The sequence below is a fragment of the Glycomyces sp. NPDC049804 genome (genome assembly GCF_040674615.1).
In the GTDB taxonomy this organism is placed as follows: Bacteria; Actinomycetota; Actinomycetes; order Mycobacteriales; family Micromonosporaceae; genus Glycomyces; species Glycomyces niveus.
Genome location: NZ_JBFAMQ010000029.1, coordinates 1 through 26,315, shown reverse-complemented (window position 1 = coordinate 26,315; position 26,315 = coordinate 1). Strand labels below are relative to the sequence as shown.

Genomic DNA, 26,315 nt, shown 5'->3' with positions numbered 1-26,315 from the left:
CTCTGGGCTATGTCTCACCCATCGACTACGAACAGCGGCACGCTAGCCTCGCTCTCGCCGCATAGGACGGTGTCAACACCAAAGGGGCAAGCCCCGAGCAGTTCAAGACAGCCACACCACCCACCCCAATGCCGATACCAGTCTTAGGCTGCCCCAGCGGGCGACCGCTGGGGGAAAGCGCCGCCACACCAAGCAGCGCAGCCCGAAACCCACCAGGGTTCGGGTCCCTCGGCATGCCCAGCGCCGCAATCGCGCCCCGCCCCACACCCTCCCGTCGCTGCCCGATTGAACCGCAACCGAATCGCGCCGGAAAGCCGGAGAGGGACCTCAGGACCGCCCCCACCTCGTTGTCGCTGCCCGATTGAACCCTAAGCGAATCGGGCCGGGAGGCCCGAGAGGGACCTCGTTGTCGCTGCCCGATTGAACCCTAACCCAATCCAGGCCGGGAACCGAAGACCGACCCAAGCGCAATAGGACCTCGTTGTCGCCGCCCGATTGAACCCCAACCGCTTCCGACCGGGAAGCCACAGGCGAACTCCGCCCGTCACGCACCCTTCTGTCGCCGCCCGATTGAACTCGGGCCAAGTGGATCCGGATGGCCGACGACTGGCGATGACCGCATGGGGACTCGTTGTCGCTGGCTGGCCTTGAATGCCGGGCTCCACCTCAATCGGTGAAGTCGAACTCGCCGTCTATGGCCCCGTCTTCCGCGAGGTCGCGAGCGACCACCCGCTGACCGCCGCCGAGTACCACATCGAATGCAGCGACGGCGCGGGCCCGGGCGTGATCTCGCGGTTCTTTGGGGAGCCCGCTCCGACTCCGGAATGGTTGGGCGCCTGGAAGAACGATCCATGGTGCCCGTTGATCCTGAAGCGGTCCTTCCGCCTCGTGGCCGAACCGCAGACCGGTACGCGGCACCCGCCGAACCCGGTTCGCTCAGACGGGCCCGCAGGCGCCGGGGCCGGGCTCACGCCCGGCCCCGTTCACGTTGCGGCTCAGAGGAAATGCAGCTCAGCGCCCAAATGCAGCTCAGCCGAGGTCGGGGACGGTGAACACTCGAGCCTGCATGTCCCCTCCGAGCACCACGAGCAGGTTCCCCGCGAACGAGGCGTGCTCGGGAAGATCGGCGCCGACAGACTGCCCCGCGGTCTGCTCGCCGGTCGCCGTGTCGACGACCGCGACGTCCCAGCCGCCCATGGTCGAGACCTCCATCGCGGCGAGCCCGCCGCGCACGGCGATCGCGGAGGTGAACAGTTCGCCCTCGACGACCTGGCGCCCTTCGAAGTCGAGGATCTGCGCCGAATCGACGGTGTCGAAGACCTGGTCGCCGTGGACGAGGCCGTTCGACGTGGAGTACCAGTGGTCGTCCACGGACCATTCGACGCCGACCGTCCACACCTGCGCCCCGGTCTGAGTGTCGACCGCGATCGTCTGGTACTGGTCGTCGGCCGTGGCGTGGTCGAGGGCGGCGCAGACCAGGTGCGGGCCGCACGCTTTCACGTGCTGGATGGAGAAGGCGACGTCGAGTTCAAGGCGCCAGGCCTCGGCGAGGTCGCCGAGCGAGTGGGCGATGAGGGTGCTGCGGCCGGGCGAGGTCGCCTCATTCGCCTCGCCGATGACGAAGCCGTCGAACACGGTCCAGTATTCGCTGTTCACGGGCAGGTCGCCGCTGGTGACGACGTTGCCGTTCGCGGCGTCGCGGACGATGCCGGTGCCCTCGTCGGGGAGAAGCTCCACGATCCGGTCGGTGGCGGCGAGGTGGTCGTAAAGCGCGTTCGAGTTCGGCGGGACCGCACCCGGGCTGTCGCCTTCGTCCCAGACGGTGGCGGCGCGGACGCGGTACTCGTCGATGATGAACAGGTCGTACGGTCCGGTCTCCTTCCACACCTCCTCGCCGGTGGTGAGGTCGACGCGGATGACGGCGTTGTCCTCGAACCCGGTGCGCTGCTCGATGACCGCTTCGCTGCCGTAGTAGGCGACGTCGTTGCGGTCGGTCCAGGGCCGCTTCCACAGCACCTCGCCGCCGTCGAGGGCGAGGGCGGCGCGCATGTTCTGGCCTTCGTCGGTGGCGGAGGCGGTGGCGTCGATGAGGAGCACGTCGCCGACGACGGTGAGGAACAGCTCGGTCGGCTCGAGGTCGACGGTGGCGCTCCAGACGGGTTCGCCCGTGGGAGTGACGGCGGTGACGGCGGTCGAGCCGTCGACGACTTCGGCGAGGATCGCGAGGCCGTCCGCGGCGGCGACCGCGCTGGCGCCGTCCGCGCCGAGCTGCTGCTCGTAGCCGAGGGTGAGTTCGGGCCCGCCGCCGGTCGCGTCGTCGATGTTGTCGGCGAGGCCTTCGATGAGGTCGCCCGCGGCGTTGTCGCCGAGGACGCCGCCCCAGTCGACGCTGTTGAGCACGACGACGACCGCGGCGGCCATGAGCACGACCGCGGACAGGACCGACGCCAGGACGCGGGTCCGCTGGGGCGCCGGCCGCCCCGGCAGGGGTCCGGTGTAGACGGACGGCTGGTGCGGGGCCTGGGGCGTCATCGGAGTGTGCGGGGGCAGGCTCGGGCTGGGCTGCGGGAACGGCGGCTGCGACGGCACCTGCGGCTGCGAGTGCGGCTGCGGGAACGGCGCGTACGTCACCGTGGGGACGCCCGCCTGGGGTGTCGCGGGCGGGCTGGAGGCGGCCGGGTCGGTCTGGTCGGTGAGCGCGAACCGCAAGGCGCCGAACGCGACGGGGAGTTCGGGCTGCTCGGGGACGGCGGGGGCGACGCCGAGGCGGGCGTGGAGGCGGGTGGCGACGAGCGGCATGCGGCTGGAGCCGCCGACGAGGAGGAGCGCGGCGAGGCCGCCGGGGTCGACGCCGGCGCGTTCGACGGTGCGGCGGGTCTCGTCGACGGCGCGGGAGACGAGCGGGTCGGCGAGGGACTGGAGTTCGTCGCGGGTGAGGTGCAGGCCCATCGGGTTGTGGCCGGGGAGGGCGACGGGCGCGGTGGAGGTGCGCGAGAGCATCTCCTTCGCGGCCCGCACCTCGCCCCAGAACGCGAGCCGGTCCCGCAGGTCGGCGGTGGTCTGCGGTTCGGAGAGCCGCTGCCACAGTTCGGGGTCGCGGCCGGCGACGACGCGGCCGAGGTGGGCGGTGAGGGCCATGTCGACGTCGAGGCCGCCGAGGTCGTCGAGGCCGCCGACGGCGAGGGTCCTGAACCGGCCGGTGTCGTCGTCCTCGCGGCGGACGACGGCGACGTCGAAGGTGCCGCCGCCGAAGTCGAAGATGGCGACGGCGCCGCCGCGCGGGATCTCGTGGCCGAGGATGTCGGCGCAGTAGGTGGCGGCGGCGATCGGTTCGGCGAGGAGCCTGACGCGGCCGAGGCCGGCGCTGGCGGCGGCGCGTTCGAGGGCGGCGCGCCGGACCGGCCCCCAGTCGGCGGGGTAGGTCAGGACGGTCTCGGTGGGCTGCTGCCCGGAGGCGGTCGCGGCGTCGGCGACGCGGCGCAGCCCGGTGGCGAGGAGTTCCTCCACGGGGATCTCGCGGTCGCCGAGGAGCACGGTGCCTTCGTCGATGCGCCGCTTGGGGTGCGGCTCGAACCGGGCGGGTTCGGCGGCGGCGAGGCGCTGCGCGTCGCGTCCGGTGTGGAGTTCGCCGTCGGCGTCGAGGTACACGCCGGAGGGCAGCAGCGGCGAGCCGTCGAACAGCAGGGAGCAGGGTTCTTGGCCTTGGCGGCCGACGACGGCGACGGTGTGCGTGGTGCCGAGGTCGACGGCGAGCCATACGGGGGTGTGCAAGCGGGTCCTGTTCATGGGCGGTGAAAAGGGGGGCGGGGACCGGCGATCCTTCGCGAGGATATCGCGCCGGCGGACCCGGGTGCCACAGTAGACCCCGGGTCCGACGGGCCCTGCTACGGCTGGAACGCGGTGAGGACCACGAGCTCCGACTCGTCGTGCGGGAGGTACCGGACGCGGACGACCATCCCGGGCTGGAGCTGCGGGATCGCGGAGGCGTCGACGGGCTTGCGCTGGTCGAGGTCGAACGTGGTCTGGTCGGCGCGGGTGACGCGGAACCTGAGGTCGACGACCGCGCGCTCGCCCTGGATCTCGCCGGTCGGGTTCATGGCGAGGACCACGGCCTTCGCCTCGACGCCCTGCTCGGCGATCTGCAGCTGGCGCGGCGTCACGAGCCCCTTGGCGACGCGGACGCGGTCGATGACGGCCTGCATCTCGTGCTGCGGCGCGTCGGCGGCGATGGCGATCTTCCCGTCGGTGCTGCCGGGCCGGTACCGGACGGGCAGGACCGCGCCGGGGACGACCATGGCGAGTTCGGTGATGTCGATGATGGCCTTGGCGACGCCGCGGAACGACTGGCCGTCGACGGTGTCGACGTCGAACAGGATTTCGAGCTGCGGCTGGTCGTTGACGCTCAGGCCGGTGCGCTCGGCGGAGACGATGGTGCCCATGGCGAGCGGGGCGTTCTCGAAGCCTTTCGGCGGGAGGCCGCGCAGTTGGCGGAGCGGGCCGTCGGCGACGCGGGCGATGGAGAGGATCGGGATCATGGCGATGAGGATGATCGGTCCGGCGAGCCAGCCGTTCTCCCACGCGCCGGGGCCGTCGCCGGTGAGGCCGGTGAAGACGTACATGGCGGTGAGGGCGAGGCCGACGATGAGGCCGATGACGCCGATGGTCTTGAACATGGGGGTTCCTTTCGGGGGTCCGGGTGTTCGGGCTGTATCGAGTTTCGTGGTGCGCCTGCGCCTACCGGTCACAGGTTCGGTTCAGGGGCGGCCGATCTCGACGCGTTCGAGCGAGCCGCCGGGGGCGACGAGGACGAGGTCGGCGAGCCAGTACGAGCCTTCGGGGGCGGCGATGACGGCCGTGTACCCGCCGGGGCTGGTGAGGGCCCGGCCGAGGCGGGAGCCGGTCGCGGTCGAGGCGGTGACCTGGCCGGTGTCCAGGTCGACGACATGGAGGGCGTAGGCGTCGACCCCGGGTTCGGGCTGGTGCTCGACGAGCACATGCCCGGCGCCGGCCCCGGCGGCGGTGTTGCCGAACCCGGTCCACAGGTCCTCGCTCGCGGCGGCCGGGTCCTCCAGGAACTCGGCGATGAGCGCGTCCACGTCGATCTCGACGTCGAACGACGCGAACGGGGAGGTCTGGTCGAGGACGATCCCGGCCCCGTAGAACACGCGCGTCCCCAAGGCCCGCTTCCCGTCCGGGCCGTCGACGACGAGGCTTCCGCCCAGCGCGCCGTCCGCGGTCGGCTCGAGCCGGACCGTGCTCTCACCGTCGGCGAGCAGCGCCTCCGTGCTCGTCATGCCGCCGATGTCGGGCGCGGACCCTTCGGCGAACAGCACACCCGACCAGGTCGCGGTCGTCGCCGCATCCGCGGGCTCGGCCTCCAGGGCGTCGAGCGGGAGCACCTGCACGCCGCCGTCCACATCAAGGGCGACAACGGCATCGAGCGCCGGGTCGAACCCGTACGCCGCGCCCGAGAGCGCCCGCGAGCGCTCCAGGCCGGGCACCGCGCCCGGCTCGGCGACCGTGCCGCCGTCGGCGAGATCGAGGATCATCAACCCATTGTCAGTCGAGACGTACGCGAAGTGGTCCCCCGCGGCGAGCACGGCCACCGGCCACGGCTGGCGATCGGCCAGCTCAACGTCCCATTTCATGTCACCTGTGGACAATTCCACCGCCGCGAGTCGCACTTCGGACAACCCGTGCCGCATCGCATCGACGAGCCCGCCCGACCCGTTGCGGTCGTACGGCACCAAGGCGAGCTCCTCACCGCCGTACACCGCGAACCCGATCCCCGAATGGACCGCGATGTCCGGATCGGGCGCGGTCACATGCTCGCCGACGATCGCGGCCACCGCGATCACCAAGGAGGACAAGAGGATCCCCCCGAACATGCCGAACCCGCGGCCGCGCCGCCGCTGCGGCGTCAACGGATGGTCCGGTGTGCCGTAAGGAGACCGCACGCGCTGCTGCGGCGGGAACGGCCGGGCCGACGAGTAACCGGGGACGTGGCTCATGACGGACTCCTTCTGCACTGGTCGCCCGCAGTGTCCGCCGAACCCGGCCCGCTACCGGTCACAACTTCCTTCGGCGCCCGCGCCCGGCCCGACCCGACTAGAATCCGATTCATGGTGCAAGGCATAGCGGCCGGGGCGGCCGTGCCCCGGGGCATGCTCATCGCCGACGCGTGGGCACAGCTCGGCGACGCCGTCGCACCCCTGAGCAACACGTCCGGCCGGCCGCTCGCGCGCACCGTGAAACTCCTCCTCGACCCACTCGTACTGCGCCCCAACCTGAACCCGCGCTTCGCCGGCGGCCTGATCCCCGTCGAGCACGTCGACGACCTGCGCCGCGCCGTCACCGACGCGGGACCCGCGCTGGCGGCGACCGCGACATGGTTCCAACTGGTGAAGCGGGCGCGGCGGCGCGCAGGCGTCACCGAAGGCAACCCGCAAGACCTGTACTTCCAACGCTGCTTCGAACTCGCGCACCTCCACGGCGACCCCGCCGACACGCCCGACGCGGAGGCGATCGCCGCGGCCACCGTCGCGGCAGTGCGGGCCGAACGCGGCGAGATGACCGTGGACCGGCTGCGGCGCTTCATGACCGACCCCGACCAAGCGGTGCGCCTCACCGGTCTCCTCCAGCGGGCCTGGGACGACCGGCCCGCACCGCAGCCCGCCCCGCACGACGGCCTCACCGCGTTCCTCGACACGTGCGCGACCGCGCCCTCCGAAGCCCAATGGCACGCGCTGGCCGCCAACGGGGTCGGCAGCGCCGAAGCGGCCGACCTCGACAAGCCGCGCGTCGCCCGCGACTACGGCCTGACCGCCCGCGAGCGGCCCGAACCGCCGCAACTGGGCGACCGCGCCTCCAAGCGAGCCCTCCCGCCGCCGTTCGACCGGTCCATCATGGAACGCCTCTTCGCCGCCTTCACCTCCGTCTTCCAGCGCGAATCCATGGCCGACATCCCCGCCATGGTCGTCGGCGAGATCCACCGCTCCGCGGCCGCCTGGCAGCTCGCCGACGAACCGAGCCGCGTCGCCATGGCCCTCGGCCGCGACGCCAGCACCGGCATCGGCTCCCCGACCGCTCCCGCCTCAGACGCCAACGCGCGCTTGAAGGCCCGCTACGCGCGCGAAGCGTACGTGCACGCCGTCCAGCGCCACCCCGACCCCACATCGGCGACGGTGCCCGACGACCTCCGACGCGAGATCATTGACGTGCAGGAGCCGTACCTGCGGCGCCTGTGGGCGCGCCTGCACGGCCGCGAACTGCGCGGCGAGACCACCGCGGCCGACGACGTGTGGGACCTCCTCGACGGCGTCTTCCGCTCCGTGCTCCTCGACCAGCGCGACCGGCTCCGGCGCCTCCTCGAACGGGACGGCGGCCGCGCATGACCGAGTTCCATACCGGCCGCGTCGGCGAGGTCATCATCGTCGGCGCCGCCCCGCCCCGCCAACCGGACCGGCCCCGCCCCGAACGCACCGCCCTCGTCGAAGCCCGCGGCGCCCTCCTCTACTGGGACGTCCTCGACCGCCGCGCCCACCCGGCCGCCGAGATCCACGACCCCGGCCCCGCCGCCGACTGGCTGTGGGAGATCTACGGACACGACGCCGCGACCGCCATCCTCACCGACGCCGACACCGTTGCGACCGAATGGGACTCACCCGTACTCGACGCGGCCCGCCGCCTCGCCCACCTCCGCTGGGCCGAAGCCTGGTGGCCGGCCTCCCACGCCGCGGGCCTGCCCGCGCTCGACCGCGGACTCCTCCGCGCCGAAGCCGCCTGGCGCACCGCCGCCGTCGAACACCTCCTCGACGACGACGAAGCCGTCGAACGCGCCCTCGCCGACACCGACCCCGCCCCGCTCGACTCCCTCGACCCCGCCCACGGCGGCGGCGAACTCACCGCCGCACTCACCGCACTCGCCGAGGACTACGGCGTCGAACTGCGCCGCGAACCCGCGCAGCTCCGCCGCGAAGACTGGGCCCTCGCCGCCGGCGGCGACCACCCCGTCGACATCGCCCTCGCCAGCGGCGGCGCCCCCGTCGACTGGGCGCACGTCCCCCAAGGCCTCGTCGACGCCGCCGCCGGCGCCACCTGGATCCTCCGCCGCCGACCGACCGGACTCGCCCTCACCGTCACCGTCCCCGCCGCACCCGAAGCCGCCGACCTCCCCCTCACCGCCCGCATCGCCCACGTCGACGTCCCCCTGCGCCTCAACCCCGAGACCGGCCACTTCCTCGGCGAAGCCGAAGCACCCCAAGCACTCCTGCTCCTCCCCGCCGACCAGCGCACCCTCCACGTCTTCGCCCCCGACTTCACCACCGGCGACGACCCGCCCGACCCCGCCGACGCCCCCCACCGCGCCGCCCTCATCGAATACGCGCGCTCCCGCCTCGGCCACCCCGACGCCAGCCTCGCCGAACGCACCGCATGACCGGCGACGACCTGATCGGCCTGCACGGCAAGGAGACCACCGGACCCCGCTGGGCGCCCTTCAAGCAGCTCAACAACGCCGCCGCCCGCCTCGTCCACGAAGGACGCACCACCGAAGCCGCCGCGATGTTCGAACAGGCCTACCGGCTCACCCTCGTCGACGACCTCGACGGCGCCGGATACGACGCCCGCGCCCGCGTCCTCGGCAACCTCGCCACCCTCGCCGAGCACCGCGGCGACACCGCCGCGGCGCTCCGCCTCGCCGGCGACGCCCTCGACGCCTGCGCGAGCGCCGAACACGACGTCGGCGACCGGTTCGGCACCGTCGCCGTCCGCACCGCCGTCCTCATCCAACGCTCCCAGACCCACCAGCTCCTCGGCCGCTACCACCATGCCCTCGCCGACCTCGAAGCGGCCCTGGCGCTCACCGCCGGCACCGACGACAACGACGACAACCGGCTCCTCGCGTTCAACCTCCACAACACCCGCAGCGTCCTGCTCCTCCGCCTCGAACACCTCGAAGCCGCCGAGGCCGCCGCCCTGCACGCCCTCGACCTCGCCACCGCGCACTACCCGGCCCTCGCCGGCCACCCCTACTCGAACCTCGCGTACATCGCCCAGGCGCACAACGACCACGACACCGCCATGGCGTACCTGCAACTGGCCGAACAGCTCCACACCGCCGCCGGGGACACCGCGCAGGCGGCGCTGGCGGTCGCGAACCAGGGCCGCGTCGCGGGCCGCCAGGGCGACCGGGACGCGGCGGTGGCGCTGCTCGCGAGGGCGGAGCGGGCGTTCCTCGACGGGGAGCAGCCGCTGCGCGCCGCCGAGATCCGCTACGGCAGGGCGCACGCCGCGTTCGACAGCGGCGCCGTGGAGGAGGCGCGTGCGCTCCTGCCGGGGGCGATCGAGACGCTGCGGGCGGCGGGCCATGTCGTAGCGCTCGCGGAGGCCCTGGGCCTGCAGGGCGACATGCTCGCGGCGGACGCCGACTTCGCCGCGGCTGAGCAGGCCTATGTCGAGGCGCGCGAGTTGTACGCGGCGACGGGCGCGCGGTATCACTTGGCGCGGTTGGACATGCGGCGGGCGTTCGCCGCCGCGGCGGCCCGCGATCGCACCGACGACCCCGATGAACGGCGGCAGCTGCTCCAGGTCGCGCTGTACTTCTCGCTCCCTTCGGCGCTCGCGACGGACGCGGTCCGGCATCAGTACGCGCCGGGCGGGGCGCGGGAGCGGTGGGCGGCGACCGTGGCGATCCCGGCGATGGCGCACGCGCTGCATCTGGCGATGGAGCTGCGCGACGGCGCGCTGATCTCCGAGCTCCTCGAGCACATGAGCAGCACGGTCTCCCTCCACGCCGCGGGCCATGATGCCGCCGCGGTCGCGGCGCTCGACCCGATCGAGCTCCCCGTCCCGGACTTCGAAGCGGAGGAGTTCGCCTTCGCGGCGTCGGCGTTCGTGACCGGCGCCGCCGAGGGCTTCCCCGCGCCGCGCTTCGCGCTGCCGCCCCGCTTGCGCGTCAACCCGAACCGGGAGTCCGCATTGGAGCCCTGGATTATCGAGACCGAACGCCGCTACGGCTTCGCGATCCGCTCCGACCAGGTGGTGGACGCGTGGTGAGGCCCACGGTGCAACTGAAACTCGTCGACACGGACGACCTGTTCTATTCGTGGCGTTGGGAGCACGACCTCGGCGCGATCCAGAACATCATGGTCCCCGGCGAGACCGTCCGGCCCGTCCTGCGGGAACTCGCCGACGCCCTCCCCACGCCCCTGCCCGGCGAGACGGTCGAAGCCGCCCTGGAGCGCTCCTTGAACGGCCCGCTCACCACACGTGAGACCGAATTCCAACTCGCCACCGATCTCGCGAAGGCCCTCATCCCCTACCGGCTCGCGCAGGAACTCAACGGCTACCTGGAGCAGGGCCTGCGCCCCCACGTGCGCCTCCAGCCGTCGCACGCGACCGGTCAAGTCCCTTGGGAGGCTTTGCGAGTCGACGAAGGCGAGCGCTTCGTGACGAACTCGGACCTCTCGATCCTCCCGGCGGCGACGGTGCGGAACGCCCCCGAACGCCGCGTCACACCATGGAACCCCGAGAACCCTGCAGTGACCGTCTTGGACCCGAAGGTCCCGGGAGCGGGAGCAGCCCTGGGCTCGGTCCTGGGCCCCGAAGGCCCGGCCCTGGCAAGGCGACTCGGCCTCGGTGACGAGGCCTTCCGCCGCTCAGACCAGACCAGGGACACGATCCGGCCCCTCCTCGCCGACGCCTCCCGATTCCTCTACATAGGGCACGTCACCGCCGCCGCGCACAGCCTGGACGCCCGTCTCCACCTGAGCTGCGGCCCCGGCACGACCGGCCGCGCCGCCGTCATCGGGGGCCACCGCCCGCTCACGGCCGCCGACATCGTCCTCGGCCACCGGCCGGACGCACTCCTCCCCTGGCGCATGCCCAACCGGGTCGCGTTCATCGCCTGCGAAAGCGGCGGCGAAGTCCGCTACGCCGAACCCGTCGGCCTCGTCGCCGCCGCCCTCCACACCGGAGCCCAGTACGTCACGGCCACTCGCTGGACCCTCCCGACCGACGCCGGCATCCGCCGCTTCGCCCCTCGCGCGACCCCCGACACCACCGTCATCCCCGACGCCGTGCTCGCCATCGACGACGCCCACCGCTCCCCCGACCCCATCGCCGTCCTCAACGACTGGCAACGGGCCCGCGCCGCACACTGGGAGGCCCACGGCCGCCTCGAAGACTCCCCCCTCGTCTGGTCGGCCTTCGCCACCGCCCACGGCTGACCCCACCTGACCCACGATCCGTTTCGCACGGCACCGCCGACCCGGACTGGTCCTATCAGTCCGTCCGTGGGGCATTGGCGACGCTCGCCGGCGAGCATCTGCTCGAGTACCCCGACGAGCCCGAAGCGTACGAATGGCGGGCCAGCGGCGGTGAGCCCCAGCCCGCCTCACGGCTATGCCAGATCGCCGAGGAGTTGTGCCGGCGCACCCTCAAGGGCAAGCGCGTCGAGGACGACCAACAGCTGGCTCTCCTCGTACCGGAAGTGGGTCTCCATGACCGCGCCGATGCCGTCGAGGTGGCGGTGGAGCTCGTCGGGGCCGGCGTCGGCATCCATTGCGGCGGCGAGCTGGCCGATGAGGTGTTCGAGCATGTTGTGGTCGCTCATGAGGTTGGCGATCACCGGCTTGAGCTCAGGATGCTCGGCGATGACCTGCGGGAACAGCCCGCCGTCCTCGCTGCGGTGGTGGCCGCTCAGCGCGGCGCAGAAGCCGCGGCAGAACAGGAGGAGATCCTGCCCGGCGGCGTCGTCGAACTCCCCGTCGATCGAGCGGCGGGCGAGGTCGAGCGCCTTGCGGAGGCGCTGGTGGACATTGCGAAGTTGGGTGCTGAACGCGACCAGGCGGTCGGTGTCTGAACTGATTGAGGTGCTCCTTCGATCACGGCGCGCGCCCCTCGGGGTGAGCGCGCCGCGGAAGATTTTACCCGCGACCGGCCCGGGCGCGGGCGGCCTATGATCCGGTTCATGACCGACCTGCTCACCCTTCACCGCCGGACCATGGCGACCGCCACCGCGATCGTCGGACAGGTCCGCGCGGACCAGCTCGGCGCGCCGACCCCTTGCGCCGGTTGGGATCTCTCACAGCTCCTCGCCCACATGATCGGCCAGAACCACGGCTTCGCCTCGGCCGCACGCGGCGAGACCTTCGAACCGGCAACCTGGGCCGACCGGCCCGTCACGGAAGCTCCGCACGAGGCCTTCGCGGCCTCCGCCGCCGAAGTGGTCGCGGCATTCGCCACTGCGGGCGCGGTCGACCGCGACTGGCCGCTCCTGGTCGGCGCCGACGGCTCGGTCGCGGTCCCCGGAAGGCAGGCCCTCGGCTTCCACTTCATCGACTATGTGGCCCACGCCTGGGACGTGGCGGTGTCGATCGGCATCCGCCCCGAATTCGAAGACGACATCCTCGCCGCAGTCCTTCCCTTGGCCGAAGAGGTCCCCGCGGAGGGCCCGACCCGCAACGGCCCCTACGCGCCCTTCGCCCCAGTGGTCGTCCTCGAAGAAGCGGGGCAAGACGACCTGTCCCGCCTGCTCGCCATCCTCGGCCGCGACCCGGACCTCACCGCCGACGACCTGCAACACCGGAAGTTATCCACAGGCGAGAAAGTCGTCGTTGCCGCTTCACTACCATCGGTGACACGCTTGAGGAATGCGCCGTACAACCGCCACCACCAGCCACGCAACCGCAAAGCCCCGCAAGGCGACGGCGCGCGGTGCATCACGCCCGCAGGAAGTTATCCACAGCCGGAAACTTTCTGTTGCCGCACAACTGCGGAGTGTGTCAGCCTTGAGACAAAAAGCCATCTGGCCCGGCGGGATGGCGGCGAGACAAGGGGATTCGCGAACGTCGCCATACCGAGACCGCGCGCGGGAAGCCACGCGCGCGGTCCCCGCACTGGCCGGCCTCCACGTGGAGGAACACCAGCGGGCGGCCCGGCACACCAGCCCGGCCGCCCGCCGATATCAATACGCCTCAGGCCTAGCCGCCGTAGAGGCGCTGGAGCTCCCGCTTGAGGATCTTGCCGCTCGGGCCCAACGGAAGGGCCTCGACGACATGGACTGTGCGGGGGTATTTGTAGGCGGCGATCTTTGCTTTGACGTAGTCGATCAGTTCCGACGGGTCCGGGTCGGCGCCTTCGGCAGGGACGATGGCGGCGTGGACTTCTTGGCCGTGGTCGTCGTGGGGGACACCGAAGACGGCGGCGAGTGAGACGGCCGGGTGGCGCGAGAGGACGGCTTCGACTTCGGTCGGGTAGACGTTGTAGCCGTTGCGGATGATCATGTCCTTCTTGCGGTCGACGATTCGGATCACGCCTTCGGCGTCGACGGTGCCGAGGTCGCCGCTGCGGAACCATCCGTCTACGACGGCTGCGGCCGTGGCGTCGGGGCGGCCGAGGTAGCCCTTCATGAGGTTGTGGCCGCGGATGACGATTTCGCCGAGGGTGTCGTTGGGCAGCAGGTCGATGCGGCCTTCGGTTTCGGCGTCGGCGATCGCGATGTCGACGCCCCAGATCGACCTGCCGACCGTGCCGGGGCGGATCGGTTCGGAGACGAGGTTGAAGCTGGCGACCGGGGAGGTCTCGGTGAGGCCGTAGCCTTCGTGGACCTGCGCGCCGTAGGCGGCTTCGAAGGCTTCGAGGAGCGCGGTGGGCAGGGCGGCGCCGCCGGAGATCGCGAAGCGGAGCGGTGGGCGGTCGGGGGTGCGGTTGGCGGCGGCGATCATGCCGGCGTAGTTCGTGGGGACGCCGGCGAAGACGGTTGCCTTGTGGCGCACCAGGAGGGCCAGCGCCTCGTCGGGGTCGAACTTGGGGAGGAGGATGATCGCGGCGCCGCGGCGGAAGCCGGCGTTGAGGACGACGGTCTGGCCGAAGGTGTGGAAGAAGGGGAGGCCGCCGTAGAGGACGTCGTCGGGCCGGAATTCGAAGGTGTCGAGGAGTCCGGTGTGGACTTGTTCGATGACGGCGAGGTGGGAGCCGACGGCGCCTTTCGGGGTGCCGGTGGTGCCTGAGGTGTAGAGGATCGTGGCGGGGGCGAGCGGGTGGACGGACGCGTAGCGTTCGATCGGGGAAGCCGCTTCCGCTTCTGCTTCCAGGCGGGCGAGGGTTTCGCCGTTGGCCTCGTGGCCTTCCGGCGCCAGGACGGTGAGGAGCGGGACGTCCGCTAGGGCGGCCGCTGGGGCGGCTTCGCCGAGGAGGGGTGCGGCGGCGACGAGGAGGTCGGCGTCGGCGTCTTCGAGTACGAATCGGATCTCTTCGGCTTTGAAGAGGAGGTGGACGGGGATGACGACGGCGCCGAGGGCTAGGGCGGCGTAGTAGACGCGGGGGAAGTCGGGGATGTTGGGGATGATCATGGCGACGCGGGAGCCGGGGCCGATGCCGCGGGCGGCGAGGGCGCCGGCGTAGGCGCGGGTCTGGTCCCAGAGGTCGCCGTAGGTCGTCGTCTGTCCCATGTAGTGGAGGGCGGGGGCGTCGGGGCGGCGTCCGGCGGTTTCGGCGAGGATCGCCGCGATGGAGAGGGTGCCGTGGCCGGGGCCGTCCATGGCGGCGTCGAAGGTCGGGTGGGGGCCGGTGTCGGCGTGGCGGTCGTCGGCGGGCGGGTGCGTCATTGCACGTCTCCTTTGTTCACCCGCCATCCTGCCCTGTCGGGGGCGGCGCTGTCACCGTCCGGCGGCGTGCCGTGCGGTCGAGTCGCGGCGGGTGGGTTCGGTGACGGTCGTGGCGGTGCCGATCGCGGCCGTATACGGCAGGGGCCGTGTCCGGGCGGTCCGGCGCGGCCGGTCGGCGGTGTGTCAGCGGCGGGCGTCCTCGCGGCGGAGGAACGCGAGGCGGGCGGTCTTGTCCGGGAGCCGGATCTCGGGGCCGGGGGTGAATCCGGTGCGGCGCATGCGGGCGGCGGCCTGCTCGTTGCGGGTGTCGGGTTCGACGACGATGCGCTGGTGCTTGGGGTCGGCGAAGAGGAACGCGGTGAAGACGGCCATGAGGGCGCCGGTGAAGCCGGGTGTGGCGGGGCCCCGGGCGGGGGCGACGAGGAGGTGGGCGCCGATGTCGCCGGGTTCGACGTCGTAGCATTCGCCGACCGGGTCGGCGTCAGGCTCGTAGGTCTGGAAGAGCCCTACGGGTTCCCGGTCGCGCAGCACGAGGTAGGCGTGGTGGGTGGGGAGGGCGTCGAGGTACTCGTAGATCTCGAGCACGTAGTCCTTGGTGTGCTCGGTCATGCCCCAGAAGCGGGCGCGCTCCTCGGTGACCCATCCATAGATGAGGTCGAGGTCCTCGCTGGGGTGGACGGGCACGATGGCGACGGTGCCGAAGCCGTCCAGGGTCTGCTCGAACACGGCGGGGCGGTCGATCATGCGGTACTCCTCTTGCAGTACTTGCCAGTCGGTGGTGACGGGGATGAGTTCGCCGTCGCGCCAGAGGGGGTGCTGGTCGCGGTAGTGCGGGCCGGGCCGTCCTGAGGCGCCGAAGGGGACGATCCAGCGGCTCTGCGCGCGGTCGGCGAGGTCCCAGACCCAGCGGGCGGCGGGCCCGCGGGAGAAGTCCTCGGTGATGCCGGGGGCGCCGGAGGTGGACAGGACGCAGTCGGCGTCGCCGGACATGCCGGTGAGGGTCTCGGGCGGGTCGATGTCGCGCCAGGGGACGAGGCGGTGGATTTCGCCCCAGGTCGTGTCGGCTTGCGCCGCAGCGGTGTCGAGCGCGTCGCGCAGTGCGGTGTCCCGTTGGGTGACGGTGATGAGGTCGCCGTCGAGGAGGTGTTCGAGGGCGAAGCCGATGCGGACTTCGAGGACGAGCCAGGGCGCGAACACTTCGGGGTGGCGGGAGGGCGCGGCGAGGGGGGCGAAGACGGGGAGGGCGGCGAGTGCGCGGATGAGCGCGGTCCGGAACGCGGCGAAGGCGGCGGCGTCGGCGCTGGCGGCGTCCATGCGGCGGTCCCAGGCGCGCAGCCGGTCGCGCAGGGCGGCGGCGGGCCCGGTGAGGTCGAGGCCGGTGAGGAGGTCGAGCAGTGGTGCGGCGGTGGGCAGGAGGGTGTCGGTGTGGACGGCGGCCATGTCGGCGGCGGTCCAGTCGTCGCGCGTCGCGAGGAGTTCGGTGATGCGCGCGGCCCGCGCCGGGGAGCAGAATTCGACGCCGAGCGGCCCGGAGATGCCGCGGTCGTTGGCCATGGCCGCGAAGCCGTCGATCGGTTTGGAGGCCAGGGGTTTCCAGCCGCGCCAGGCGTGGCGCGGGTCCTGGGCGGGGACGGGGCGGACGAGGTTGGCGGCGTCGCGTTCGGGGACGCGCCCGGCGACGCGGTGGAGGAGGCCGCCGGCGGTGTCGGCGGCCATGACGACGTTGACGGGGAGGACCCAGCCGTCGAGGGCGGCGTCGACGTCGGCGACGGTGCGGGCGCGCAGCAGTTTCGGGAGGGCCGCGAAGCCGATCTCGGGTTCGGCGTCGAGCGGGCTGCGCAGGGCCAGCGCGGTGGTGCCGTCGTCGGCGATGACGGTGCCGCGGGCGGTGGTGATGATCTCGACGGTGGCGGGTGCGGTGCCGGCGGTGTCGATGGTCTCGGTGCGGGTGTGGGCGGGTTCCCAGCCGTGGGGGCCGTGGGCTTGGACGGTGCCGTCGGGGTGGCGGCGCAGGTGTTCTCGGTAGAGGTCCTGGGTGTCGGCCATGGCGTTGGTAATGCCCCAGGCGACGTGGCCGGTGTGTCCGAAGTGGGCGATGCCGGGGAGGCCGGGCATGGCGAGGCCGATGGTGTCGAATTCGTTGCAGGCGAGGTGGATTTGCTGGTAGGCGCCGGGGAGTTGGAGGAAGCGGTGGGGGTCGCCGGCGATGATGGGGGCGCCGGTTGCGGTGCGGGTGGTGATCCAGCCGTTGGAGCCGGTGGGGGCGGGTCCGTCCATGGCGAAGCGGTCGACGGCGGCGGGGCCGAGGTGTTCGATGACGTGTTCGCGCCAGAGTTTGGCGGGGAAGCCGGAGCCGAAGAGGAGGTGTTCGGCGTGCCAGACGGCGAGGGGGGTCCAGGGTTGCCAGGGGGTGGGGGCGCTGGTGAATTCGGGGGCGTGGGCGGCGGCGCGGGGGAGGGCGGCGTTGAGGCCGTCGGTGTAGGCGCGGACCCAGGCGGCGGTGTGGGGGTCGAGGCGGTCGTAGGCGGCGCGGGCGGTGTCGGTGATGCGGGTTTGGCGGGCGAGTCGGTCCCAGGGGAGCCATTCGGGTCCGAAGATGGCGGCTGAGGTCCCGGTGGCGCGGCGTTGGAGGGTCTCCAGTTGCCAGGCGCGGTCGTCGGCGGCGTTGTGTCCCTGGGCGAACGCGAGCGATTGGGGATCGGTCGCGCGCAGGTGGGGGACGCCCCAGGCGTCCCGGTAGCACACGAAACTCATAGTTAGGTTAGTCTAACCTAAGCGTAATGAGCTTGATTCGCACTGGGGTGCGAGAAGGGACCGGGCATGGGACACGGCTGGGAGGGCGCAGTGCTGAAGCTGCTGCGCGCCAAGGACTTCACCTTCACGGTCACCGGCGCGACGCAGATCACCGAGCACTACCGCCGACTCGCCTTCACCGACGGCGGCCTCCTCGCCCAGCTGCCCCCGCACCCCACGATGTGGGTGCGGCTCTGGTTCGACCGCGACGGCAAGCCCCACCAGCGCGGTTACACCATCGTCGACCCCGACCGCGACGCCGGCACGTTCGCGATCGAGTTCGCGCTCCACGACGGCACCGCCAGCGACTGGTCCCGCCGGGCCGAACCGGGCGAGACCATCCAGGCGACCGTGTACGGCACCGGGTTCGAGCCCCTCGACCCCGCCCCGGAGCGGCTGCTCCTCGTCGGCGACGCCGCGTCGCTCCCCGCGATCAATTCGCTCCTCGACGCCTTTCCCGACACCCCGGCCACGATCTGGTTCGAGACCGCCGGCGGCGACGAACTCCCCTACCGCACCACCGGCCACCACGATCTGCGGCGCGTCCCGCGCGGCCAGGACGGCGGCGCGCTCGTCGAGCAGGTCCGCAAGGAACTCCCCGAACTCGCCCCGGATCCCGCCGCGGCCTTCTGCTGGATCGCCTGCGAAGCCGCCTCCACCCGGGCGCTGACCGCGTTCGCCCGCAAGGAGATCGGCATCCCCAAGGACCGGCTCCACACGATGGCGTACTGGCGCGCGTGACCGGGCGCGGGGCGCCGGCCGCGAACGACCGCGAAATGCGCCCCGCGTCCATTACGGTGAGCCTCGTAACCGGGCATTCTCGAGACGAGGGGACGGCGCATGGCCAGCACCGCGGAGATCAAGTCGCAGATTCAGAGCGCGATCGAACAGGTCCAGGAGGCCATGGGCGCCATCGGCGGCGCCCAGTCCCAGACCGACAACGCGATCGGCGCCGGCACCGCCGCCACCCAGGACACCGGCAGCCCCATGCCCGGCGAAGCCCTCGGCCAGTGGCAGCAGGCGAAGGAGAAGCTCGAAGAGGCCATCACCCTCTACCAAGGCGGCGCCGACACCTTCGAGCAGTACGCCAACTCCATCTGAGCGTCATCGGGTGACGAGGGCGGCCTGGTCGGCCGCCCTCGCGCTAGAACCAGCTCCCGAAGCCCGGACCCGGCGGGGCCTCCTCCGGCCGGACGAACACCGGGCCGTCGCGCCGCGACCGCTCCCGCCGCCGCAGCTCCCCGCACTTCCCCATCGCCATCCGCGCCCGGCCCCACCGCGCCCGCAGCGCCCCGAAACCGCTCACGACCGCGTCCCCGCCAGCGCGGGCACCGCGTCCGCGACCGCCGCGACCGGAACCGCCGCCGCATCGACGCCCGCCGGCGCCGGTGCCGCCGTCCGGACCGTCGCCCGGGCCGAGTTCACGACCAGGATCCACACCAGCGCCGAGAGCACCACCAGCAGCACCCGCTGCCCGATCCCGCGCCAGTCGCCGCCGTCGAGGAATCCCGGCAGGAACGTGTTCACCGTCGTCGTCAGGAACGTCAGCGCCGCCAGGCCCGTCACCCACCATGTGGCGCGCCGCACCCAGTCGGGCACGTCGGCGTCCTTCATGCGCACCGCGCACCACGCGGCCACCAGCGTGAGCAGCACGAACGCCGCCCCCGCGGTGTAGCGGTGGATCTGCGCCCACCATGTGAGCCCTGATTCGGGCGTCCCGGTCCGGAACACCGCCGCGCACAGCAGCATCACCGCGGTCGAGCCGAGCAGGAAGCGGACGAACCCCTCCCGGGCGAGCCCGACCCCGCGCCCGGCGAGGATCGCGCACGCCAGCGCGAGGGCGAGGACCGAGGCGGGGAACAGGGCGATCCCCGGCCACGTGAGGGCGTAGCTCGACACCGGCGTGGCCACCGGGTTCACCGCGTCGGATTGGGTCAGGTGCATCACCGCGAAGCCGGCCTGGCTGGCGGCGACCGCGGCCATGGCGGTCACTTCGGCTGCGCGAGAGCGGAACAGGTGCTGGAACATGCGGCGAACGGTAGGGGCGCGAACGCACGGTTCCCTCGGGCCGCGGCGTGGAATCGGGTCTCACCCCAGGGGGTGAGGCCGGGCCTGGAATCCCGTACCCGGGAGTGAGGGCGCGCAGGCCGGGGGCGGCATAGGTTGGTGCCGTGAAGTCCCGATCGAAGTCCGAGCCGGCCCCGTTCAACGCCGTCCGGGTCGTCGTCAGCTACCTGTTCGCGGCCGGGCCCCTGGGGTCCGGGACGTGGCGGTGGCGCACCGCGTCGACGTTCGCGCTCATCGGCCCCGGCTCGGTCCCGTTCGCGCTGATCCTGCTCGTCTCGCAGCAGCAGATGCTGTTCTACGACTACGACATCGCCTGGGGGGTGCTGCCGGCGCTCGCCACCTCGGCCGCGATCGTCCTGGCGCGGTTCCGGCCCGTCGAGGCGTGGGCGCTGGTCCTGGCGTCGCTCGCGGCGGTCATGGTCGGGGCCCGGTTCATCGGTTGGCAGCCGTGGCCGCTCACCAGCCCGAACCTGATGGCGCTCATGGTGGTCCTGTTCGCGTTGGCGCGCGATCGCCGCCCGTGGGCGGGTGTGCTCGCGTGGGCCTCGTACTTCGCGGTCGGGACGGTCGCGATCTGGGCGTCGAACTCGCGGCTCGTGACGATCGTGTCCGATCCGGTCTCGAACCCGACGCCGACGCCCGCCACCGACAGTCTCACGCTCGGCGCGCTGCTGGGGGCGCTGGCGTTCCTGATCGGGTTGACGGTGCGGATCTGGCGGCAGGGCCGGGCGCGGGTGGCCGAGGAGGAGCGGGTCGCCGAGACCGAGCGGCATCAGCGGCGGCTGCTCGAGGAGCGGACGCGGATCGCGCGGGAGTTGCATGACATTGTCGCGCACCACATGTCGGTGATCGCGGTGCAGTCGTCGACGGCGGAGTACCGGCTCGCGGGCCTGGGCGAGGAGGCGAAGGCGGAGTTCCGGTCGATCAGCGGGCAGGCGCGCGAGTCGCTGGCGGAGATGCGGCGGCTGCTGGGGGTGCTGCGCAGTGAGGACGAGGCGGGTGCGCGGGCGCCGCAGCCGGGCCCGGAGGCGCTGCGGGGACTCGCGGAGGCGGTCGACCGGGCGGGGACGCCGGTGGCGCTGCGGGTGGGCGGCCTGCCGGAGGACCTGCCGGAGACGGTGGCGCTCACGGTGTTCCGGGTGGTACAGGAGGCGTTGAGCAACGTGGTGCGGCACGCGCCCGGTGCCGCTACGGACGTGGAGGTCGCCGCCGTGGACGGGCGGATCGAGGTTACGGTGGTGAACGGCCCGCCGCCATTGGCGAAGCTTGCGGGCCATAGATCGGCGCAAGCGGGCGGGGCGGTCCCGGACCCGCACGGGTCGGGGCTGGGCCTGGTCGGGATGCGCGAGCGCGTCTCGCTCGACGGCGGGGTGCTCGAGACCGGGCCGTCCGCCGAGGGCGGGTTCCGCGTGCGCGCGGTGTTGCCGATCGAGGACCGTTCGACCGTTGAGGAGTCCCCGTGACGATCAAGGTGCTGATCGCCGACGACCAGGCGATGGTGCGCGCCGGGTTCGCGGCGCTGCTGAACGCGCAGGCGGACATCGAGGTCGTGGGTGACGCCGAGGACGGGGTCGGCGCGGTCACCGGGACGGCCCGGCTGCGGCCGGACGTGGTCCTCATGGACGTGCGCATGCCCACTATGGATGGGCTGGAGGCGGCGAAGCGCATCCTGTCCGTGCCGGAGGAGCGGCGGGCGCGGGTGCTCATGCTCACCACGTTCGACCTCGACGATTACGTCTACGAGGCGCTTCGCATGGGCGCCAGCGGGTTCCTGCTCAAGGACGCGCCGCCGGGCGACCTCATCGCGGCCGTGCGGGTGGTCGCGGCGGGCGACGCGCTGCTGGCGCCGTCGGTGACGCGGCGGCTCATCGAGCAGAGTTTCAAGGCGAAGCCGGCCCTGCAGCGGTCGGCGCGGCTCGACGCGCTCACGCCGCGCGAGGAGGAGGTCCTGCGCTTGATCGCGCGGGGCCTGTCGAACCCGGAGATCGCCAAGGCCCTGTTCGTGTCGGAGCAGACGGTGAAGACGCACGTCGGGAAGGTCTTCGCCAAGCTCGGCCTGCGCGACCGGGCGCAGGCGGTCATCTGCGCGTACGAGACGGGCCTCATCACCGCAGGGGACCCCAGAGAGCGCTGACCAGCGCCGATACCGCGCGTAGAAGCGTTCTCGGGAAAACTTCGACCCCAGTATTGGAACAGACCGTTCCGCTCTGCTATGATCGGAACATGACATTCCGTTCCGGAGTTTCGAAGAAGGAGAACCCCATGCGCATCCTCGTCACCGGCGCCACCGGCACTGTCGGCCGCAACGTCGTCGAGCAGGTCACCGCCCTCGACCCGACCGCCCGGATCCGGGCCCTCACCCGCAACGCCGAAGCGGCCCTTCCCGAAGGCGTCGAAACCGCCGTCGGCGACCTCGCCTCGCTCGACACCGTCGCCGACGCCTTCAAGGACGTCGACGCCGTGCACTTCATCAACTTCGCCGGCGAGGGCTACGGCGCCCTCCCCGACCCCGCCGGGCTCGTCGCCCTCGCCGAGCAGGCCGGCGTCCGCCGCGCCACCGTCCTCGGCGGCGTCGCCACCGGCCCCCTCGAGCAGGCCCTCGAGGCCAGCGCGATCGAGGCGACGTTCCTGCGCCCGGTCGAGTTCATGTCGAACGCGGCCATGTGGTGGTCCGGGGTAATCAAGGCCGGCGAGGCGATCCGCGAGCCCTTCGGCGACCGGCTCAGCGCCATGGTCCACCCCGCCGACATCGGCGCGGTCGCGGCGAAGGTCCTCCTCGACGGCGGGTACGACGGGGAGTCGCTGGTCATCACCGGCCCCGAGGTCCTGACGATGCAGGACAAGGTCCGCGTCCTCGGCGACGCGGTCGGCCGCGAGATCGAGTTCGTGGAGCTCACCGTCGAAGAGGCGCACGAGAAGTGGCGCGGCGAGGGCATGCCCGAGCACGTGATCGCGTTCCTCACCGAGGCCCTGGGCAACACCCCCGAGGAGGGGCGCACGGTGGCCGACACCGTCGAGCGGATCGTCGGTCGGCGGCCGCTGCCCTTCACCGCGTGGGCCACGGCGAACGCCGACGCGTTCCGCTAGTTCGGGCGAGCACCCGAAGGGGCGCAACCGCACTGTTCGAAAACACAGTGCGGTTGCGCCCCTTTTTGCCCGTAATTCTGGGAATTCACAGAGTATTTGACATTCCTGAAACAACACACCACTTTGGTTGATATTCACTGAATTACTTGCATCTTTAACTTTTTCCGATTTGGCTCTAATCTCCATGTATGGCATGGCTCACCATCATCTCGGCCCGGTCCGCAACCAGCGGACGCGGCCGGCCTGCCATGGCGGTCGCCTCCCCGTCGGCCGCCCGATGCCCTCACCCGAAAGGCACGCATCACATGAATCGCCAACGCGCGCTTGCAGTCACCGCTGCCGGTGCCATCGCCACCGCACTCTCCCTCGCCGCCGGGGCCGCTCCGGCCTCCGCCGAGATCCTCGACGCCAAGGCCGAACAGGCCCGCGCCGAACTCACCGGCAACGTCTCCGAAACGCTGATCAGCGAACTCCAGGACACCTTCGGCCTCACCGAGGCCGAGGCCTACGACCGCCTCGCCGTCGAGGACGTCGCCGCCGACCTGCTCGAGGAGGTCCCCGCCGACCTCGACGAGTCCTATGCGGGCCTGTGGGTCTCGGAGGACGCCGACGAGATCTTCGTCGCCACCACCGACGCGGCCGACACCACCGGCCTGCGCGCCGAGGGCGCCACCCCGGTCCTCGTCGAGCACGACCTCGCGACCCTCGAGGACGCCGCCGCCGCGGTCTCCCCGATCTCGATGGACGGCTACTACGGCAACTACGTCGACGTCGTGAACAACACGCTCGTCATCGAGGCCGCCGACGCCGCCACCGCCGCCGGCCTGATCGAGGCCGCCGGGATCGACCCGTCGCTCGTCACCGTCGACACCGCGGCCGAAGCGCCCCAGACGTACTTCGTGCGCGGCGGCGACGCGTACATCGTCGAGAACTCCTGGCGCTGCTCGGTCGGCTTCTCGGTCCGGCAGGGCTCGACCCCCGGCTTCGTCACCGCCGGCCACTGCGGCTCCGCGGGCGACCAGGTCACCAGCGGCGAGGCCGCCCCGGGCACCTTCCGCAACTCGGTGTTCCCGTCCGCCGACCGCGCCTGGGTCGCCGTCGGCTCCGGCGAGCAGCTGCTCGACGACGTGAACATGTACTCCGGCACCCGCGACGTCGCCAACGCGACGCAGGCCGCGATCGGCTCCTCCATCTGCCGCTCCGGCTCGACCACCGGCTGGCACTGCGGCACCGTGCAGGCCTTCAACCAGACCGTCAACTATGCCGAGGGCTCCGTCTTCGGCATGACCCGCACCAACGTGTGCGCCGAACCCGGCGACTCCGGCGGCTCGTTCATCTCCGGCAACAGCGCGCAGGGCATGACCTCCGGCGGCTCGGGCAACTGCTCCTCCGGCGGCACGACCTACTTCCAGCCCATCGGCCCGGCCCTCTCCGCCTGGGGCCTGACCCTCGTCACCAGCTAAAGCCGGTGCGAACCGAATAACCTCGGGGGCCTTCCGGAAGGGAGGCCCCTTCGTCCGCGCCCGCGCAGCGCGCCCACGTACACGCCCGCGAGGATCAGCGGCGCCCCGACCAGCAGCGACACCGTCAGCGGCTCGTCGTCGAGCCACGCCGACACGCATATCGCCACCAGCGGGATCACCACGAACACGTACGCCGCGCGCGACGCGCCCCAACGCTGGATCACCGTCAGGTACAGCACGAACGTCAGCACCGAGCCCGCCACCACCACATACGCCAGCGCCCACCACGTGTCCGCCACCCGCGGCAGCACCCACTCGTCGCCCAGCGCGAACGACCCGGCGAACAGCAGCACCGCCGCGGCCGCCATCCCGACCGCGTTCATCACCACCGGGTGGACCTCCGGCAGCCGCTTGACGAGCACCGCCGACTCGGCGAACGACAGCACCGCGCCCAACGCCGCCAACAAGACCAGGACCGGCACGTCCGCGCGCAGCGGCGCCTGCGACACGACCGCGACACCCGCCACGGCGACGAGCGTGCCGACCAGCGCGGACGCATGGAACTCCTCCTGGCCCTGCGCGACGGCCAGCAGCAGCGCCGCGAGCGGCACCAGCGCCAGCAGGGTCTGGCCCAGCCCGGCGTGGATGTAGACGAGCGCGTAGTAGGCGAGCGAGAACGAGACGCCGAAGTTGAGGACCCCGAACAGGACCGTCCCGGCGAGGGCCTTCCCGCGCGGAAACCGCAGCCGCAGGACCGCCATGATCGCCAGGAGCAGGAGCGCGGCGGCGCCGAACCGCAGGGACGCGCCCCACAGCGGGTCGAGTTCCCGGTTGCTGAACCTGATGCCTACGGCGTTGCCGCCGGCGAGGAGGGTCGCGCCGGCGAACGCGGCGAGCGCGGCCCGGTCGCGGGTGGGCTGCATACCTCCACGATAGGCCGAAAGCGCAGGTCAGGCGGGGAACCGTGATCGGGCTCAGAGCGTGAGCGGCTGGACCTCGCCCTTCCAGCGGACCTCGGCGTTCACCCACGACGCGGCCCGTTCGACGGCGGCGTGCAGGTGCTCGCGGTCGGCGCGGGCGTCGTCCCACTGCACGGCCTCGACGACGAGGTCGCCGTTGCTGCGGCGCAGCGCGACCCGCCCCGGCAGGTCGTCGCCGACGAACACCGGCAGGCAGTAGTAGCCGAACGTGCGCTGCGGCTCGGGCACGTAGATCTCGATCTTCCAGCCGTGGCCCCACAGGCGTGCCATGCGCTCGCGCAGCCACACCAGCTGGTCGAACATCGACACCGCGACCGCCCGCTCGGCGCCGCTGAGCCGGGTGCGGCGCACTTGCGGGTCGATCCAGGCGCGGGCCTTCCAGCCCTCGACGGCCACCTGCTCGACCTCGAGCTCGCGGAGCACGCGGTCGGTGTCGGCGATCTTGAGGCGGAAGTAGTCGGCGATGTCCTTCGTGGTGCCCACGCCGAGGTTGCGCAGCGCGGTGGACACCATGTAGCGCAGGCACGCCTCGTCGTCGGCGTCCCACAGGTGCTCGGCGGGGATCGCGCGCTCGGCGAGTTGGTAGACGCGCTTGAACCCGATCCGGTGCGTGCAGGCGACCTCCCCGAACCAGAGCATCCGCTCGACCGCGTGCTTGTGGTCGGTCCGGTGGTTCCAGCTGTCGCCCATGTCCCCGGTGCCCCGGTCGCGGTGCATCGCGCCGGACGGGAAATCGGAGACGGTGATCGCGCCGTGCCGCGCGAGCAGCGCGTGCACTTCCGCTTCGGCGGCGGCGAGCGAATCGTCCTGGTACCGCTCGCGCCAGTTCCTGCGCCGCCGCGCGAGATACGGCCAGGCGGAGACGGGCAGCAGCGACATCGCATGCGCCCAGTACTCGAACGCGACCGGGCTCCGGCGCCGCTCCAGGCTTCGCACGGCCTCGTCGACATCGAGGTCCCGGGCGAGCAGCGTCAACTCGTGGGCGCGGCGCACCGCCGAGATCGTGTCGAGCTGAATGCACCCGAGCCGCTCCAGAACGGTCTTGAACCGGGTCGCCTTCGGCCGCAACTGCGCGGCAATGGCGATCCGACGGGCATCGGCAAGCCGCAACGACTCAGGCACAGCTCCAGTCCTCTCCCAACGCAACAAGGTCCACCCTCAGACCGTACAACCGCCCCCCGACAACCCACCCCACCTGCGCCCTGCGCCCTGCGCCCCGCACCCCGCACCCCGCACCCCGCACCCCGCACCCCGCACCCCGCACCCCGCACCCCGCACCCCGCACCCCGCACCCCGCACCCCGCACCCCGCACCCC

The 26,315-nt window shown here is 72.1% G+C and carries 21 protein-coding genes; 11 read left to right on the top strand and 10 right to left on the bottom strand.

The window, feature by feature from the left end; genetic code table 11:
* Nucleotides 1–1,029: 1,029 nt before the first annotated feature.
* The 3 genes from AB0K52_RS25050 to AB0K52_RS25040 all read right to left on the bottom strand — a co-directional run bounded on the left by AB0K52_RS25050 (nucleotide 1,030) and on the right by AB0K52_RS25040 (nucleotide 6,011).
* Entirely contained in the window at nucleotides 1,030–3,771 is a 2,742-nt protein-coding gene (locus AB0K52_RS25050; RefSeq protein ID WP_363537072.1) for an Hsp70 family protein, read from the bottom strand.
* A gap of 113 nt (nucleotides 3,772–3,884) precedes the next feature.
* Nucleotides 3,885–4,673: a hypothetical protein gene (locus AB0K52_RS25045; protein WP_363537069.1), complete on the bottom strand. Its 789-nt coding sequence runs from the start codon at nucleotides 4,671–4,673 to the stop codon at nucleotides 3,885–3,887.
* Nucleotides 4,674–4,754: 81 nt separating this feature from the next.
* Complete coding sequence (locus tag AB0K52_RS25040) at nucleotides 4,755–6,011, bottom strand: PA2928 family protein (RefSeq protein ID WP_363537066.1); 1,257 nt, start codon at nucleotides 6,009–6,011, stop codon at nucleotides 4,755–4,757.
* Nucleotides 6,012–6,122: 111 nt separating this feature from the next.
* On the opposite strand from AB0K52_RS25040, the gene AB0K52_RS25035 reads away from it, so the two are divergent.
* From AB0K52_RS25035 to AB0K52_RS25020, 4 genes are read left to right on the top strand one after another with little or no spacing between them, the layout of a single operon-like run.
* Entirely contained in the window at nucleotides 6,123–7,394 is a 1,272-nt protein-coding gene (locus tag AB0K52_RS25035; RefSeq protein ID WP_363537063.1) for a hypothetical protein, read from the top strand.
* Nucleotides 7,391–8,437, top strand: coding sequence for a hypothetical protein (locus AB0K52_RS25030; RefSeq protein WP_363537060.1), 1,047 nt, complete (start codon nucleotides 7,391–7,393; stop codon nucleotides 8,435–8,437). Before AB0K52_RS25035 ends, AB0K52_RS25030 begins: the two co-directional genes overlap by 4 nt.
* On the top strand, nucleotides 8,434–10,056 hold the full coding sequence (locus AB0K52_RS25025; RefSeq protein WP_363537057.1) for a tetratricopeptide repeat protein: 1,623 nt from the start codon (nucleotides 8,434–8,436) through the stop codon (nucleotides 10,054–10,056). Before AB0K52_RS25030 ends, AB0K52_RS25025 begins: the two co-directional genes overlap by 4 nt.
* An 8-nt stretch (nucleotides 10,057–10,064) precedes the next feature.
* A complete protein-coding gene (locus tag AB0K52_RS25020) occupies nucleotides 10,065–11,228 on the top strand; it encodes a CHAT domain-containing protein (RefSeq protein WP_363537054.1) in 1,164 nt (387 codons plus the stop codon).
* Nucleotides 11,229–11,401: 173 nt separating this feature from the next.
* Here the strand turns inward: AB0K52_RS25020 and AB0K52_RS25015 are convergent, their stop codons facing one another.
* A complete protein-coding gene (locus tag AB0K52_RS25015; protein WP_363537051.1) occupies nucleotides 11,402–11,995 on the bottom strand; it encodes a hemerythrin domain-containing protein in 594 nt (197 codons plus the stop codon).
* Between AB0K52_RS25015 and AB0K52_RS25010 the strand changes: the two genes are divergently transcribed.
* On the top strand, nucleotides 11,972–13,018 hold the full coding sequence (locus AB0K52_RS25010) for a TIGR03086 family metal-binding protein (protein WP_363537048.1): 1,047 nt from the start codon (nucleotides 11,972–11,974) through the stop codon (nucleotides 13,016–13,018). The two genes, AB0K52_RS25015 and AB0K52_RS25010, sit on opposite strands and share 24 nt — an antisense overlap.
* On the opposite strand, the gene AB0K52_RS25005 is transcribed toward AB0K52_RS25010, so the two are convergent.
* Together AB0K52_RS25005 and AB0K52_RS25000 are read right to left on the bottom strand one after the other, a co-directional pair.
* A complete protein-coding gene (locus AB0K52_RS25005; protein WP_363537075.1) occupies nucleotides 12,984–14,543 on the bottom strand; it encodes an AMP-binding protein in 1,560 nt (519 codons plus the stop codon). The two genes, AB0K52_RS25010 and AB0K52_RS25005, sit on opposite strands and share 35 nt — an antisense overlap.
* Nucleotides 14,544–14,792: 249 nt before the next feature.
* Nucleotides 14,793–17,363 (bottom strand): GNAT family N-acetyltransferase, encoded by a 2,571-nt coding sequence (locus AB0K52_RS25000; RefSeq protein ID WP_363537045.1) that lies wholly within the window; start codon nucleotides 17,361–17,363, stop codon nucleotides 14,793–14,795.
* A gap of 66 nt (nucleotides 17,364–17,429) precedes the next feature.
* Between AB0K52_RS25000 and AB0K52_RS24995 the strand changes: the two genes are divergently transcribed.
* Nucleotides 17,430–18,143: a siderophore-interacting protein gene (locus AB0K52_RS24995; protein WP_363537043.1), complete on the top strand. Its 714-nt coding sequence runs from the start codon at nucleotides 17,430–17,432 to the stop codon at nucleotides 18,141–18,143.
* 99 nt (nucleotides 18,144–18,242) lie between these two features.
* Nucleotides 18,243–18,503 (top strand): hypothetical protein, encoded by a 261-nt coding sequence (locus AB0K52_RS24990; RefSeq protein WP_363537040.1) that lies wholly within the window; start codon nucleotides 18,243–18,245, stop codon nucleotides 18,501–18,503.
* Nucleotides 18,504–18,546: 43 nt separating this feature from the next.
* On the opposite strand, the gene AB0K52_RS24985 is transcribed toward AB0K52_RS24990, so the two are convergent.
* Together AB0K52_RS24985 and AB0K52_RS24980 are read right to left on the bottom strand one after the other, a co-directional pair.
* The gene (locus AB0K52_RS24985; RefSeq protein ID WP_363537037.1) at nucleotides 18,547–18,708 is read right to left on the bottom strand and encodes a hypothetical protein; all 162 of its coding nucleotides are present in this window, start codon (nucleotides 18,706–18,708) and stop codon (nucleotides 18,547–18,549) included.
* A complete protein-coding gene (locus AB0K52_RS24980; RefSeq protein ID WP_363537034.1) occupies nucleotides 18,705–19,430 on the bottom strand; it encodes a DUF998 domain-containing protein in 726 nt (241 codons plus the stop codon). The genes AB0K52_RS24985 and AB0K52_RS24980 overlap by 4 nt, the downstream gene beginning before the upstream one ends.
* A 143-nt stretch (nucleotides 19,431–19,573) precedes the next feature.
* On the opposite strand from AB0K52_RS24980, the gene AB0K52_RS24975 reads away from it, so the two are divergent.
* The 4 genes from AB0K52_RS24975 (at nucleotide 19,574) to AB0K52_RS24960 (ending at nucleotide 24,019) form a co-directional block, all read left to right on the top strand.
* Nucleotides 19,574–20,932, top strand: coding sequence for a sensor histidine kinase (locus AB0K52_RS24975; protein ID WP_363537031.1), 1,359 nt, complete (start codon nucleotides 19,574–19,576; stop codon nucleotides 20,930–20,932).
* Nucleotides 20,929–21,603, top strand: a complete 675-nt coding sequence (locus AB0K52_RS24970) for a response regulator transcription factor (protein WP_363537028.1) — start codon at nucleotides 20,929–20,931, stop codon at nucleotides 21,601–21,603. The genes AB0K52_RS24975 and AB0K52_RS24970 overlap by 4 nt, the downstream gene beginning before the upstream one ends.
* A gap of 128 nt (nucleotides 21,604–21,731) precedes the next feature.
* Nucleotides 21,732–22,556: an NAD(P)H-binding protein gene (locus AB0K52_RS24965; RefSeq protein ID WP_363537025.1), complete on the top strand. Its 825-nt coding sequence runs from the start codon at nucleotides 21,732–21,734 to the stop codon at nucleotides 22,554–22,556.
* A gap of 305 nt (nucleotides 22,557–22,861) precedes the next feature.
* Nucleotides 22,862–24,019 carry a S1 family peptidase gene (locus tag AB0K52_RS24960; protein ID WP_363537022.1) on the top strand — a complete coding sequence of 386 codons (1,158 nt, stop codon included), beginning with the start codon at nucleotides 22,862–22,864 and terminating at the stop codon, nucleotides 24,017–24,019.
* Here the strand turns inward: AB0K52_RS24960 and AB0K52_RS24955 are convergent.
* The gene (locus AB0K52_RS24955) at nucleotides 24,016–24,942 is read right to left on the bottom strand and encodes a DMT family transporter (protein WP_363537020.1); all 927 of its coding nucleotides are present in this window, start codon (nucleotides 24,940–24,942) and stop codon (nucleotides 24,016–24,018) included. The genes AB0K52_RS24960 and AB0K52_RS24955 overlap by 4 nt on opposite strands.
* Before the next feature lie 51 nt (nucleotides 24,943–24,993).
* Complete coding sequence (locus tag AB0K52_RS24950) at nucleotides 24,994–26,121, bottom strand: crosslink repair DNA glycosylase YcaQ family protein (RefSeq protein WP_363537017.1); 1,128 nt, start codon at nucleotides 26,119–26,121, stop codon at nucleotides 24,994–24,996.
* Between the last annotated feature and the right edge of the window lie 194 nt (nucleotides 26,122–26,315).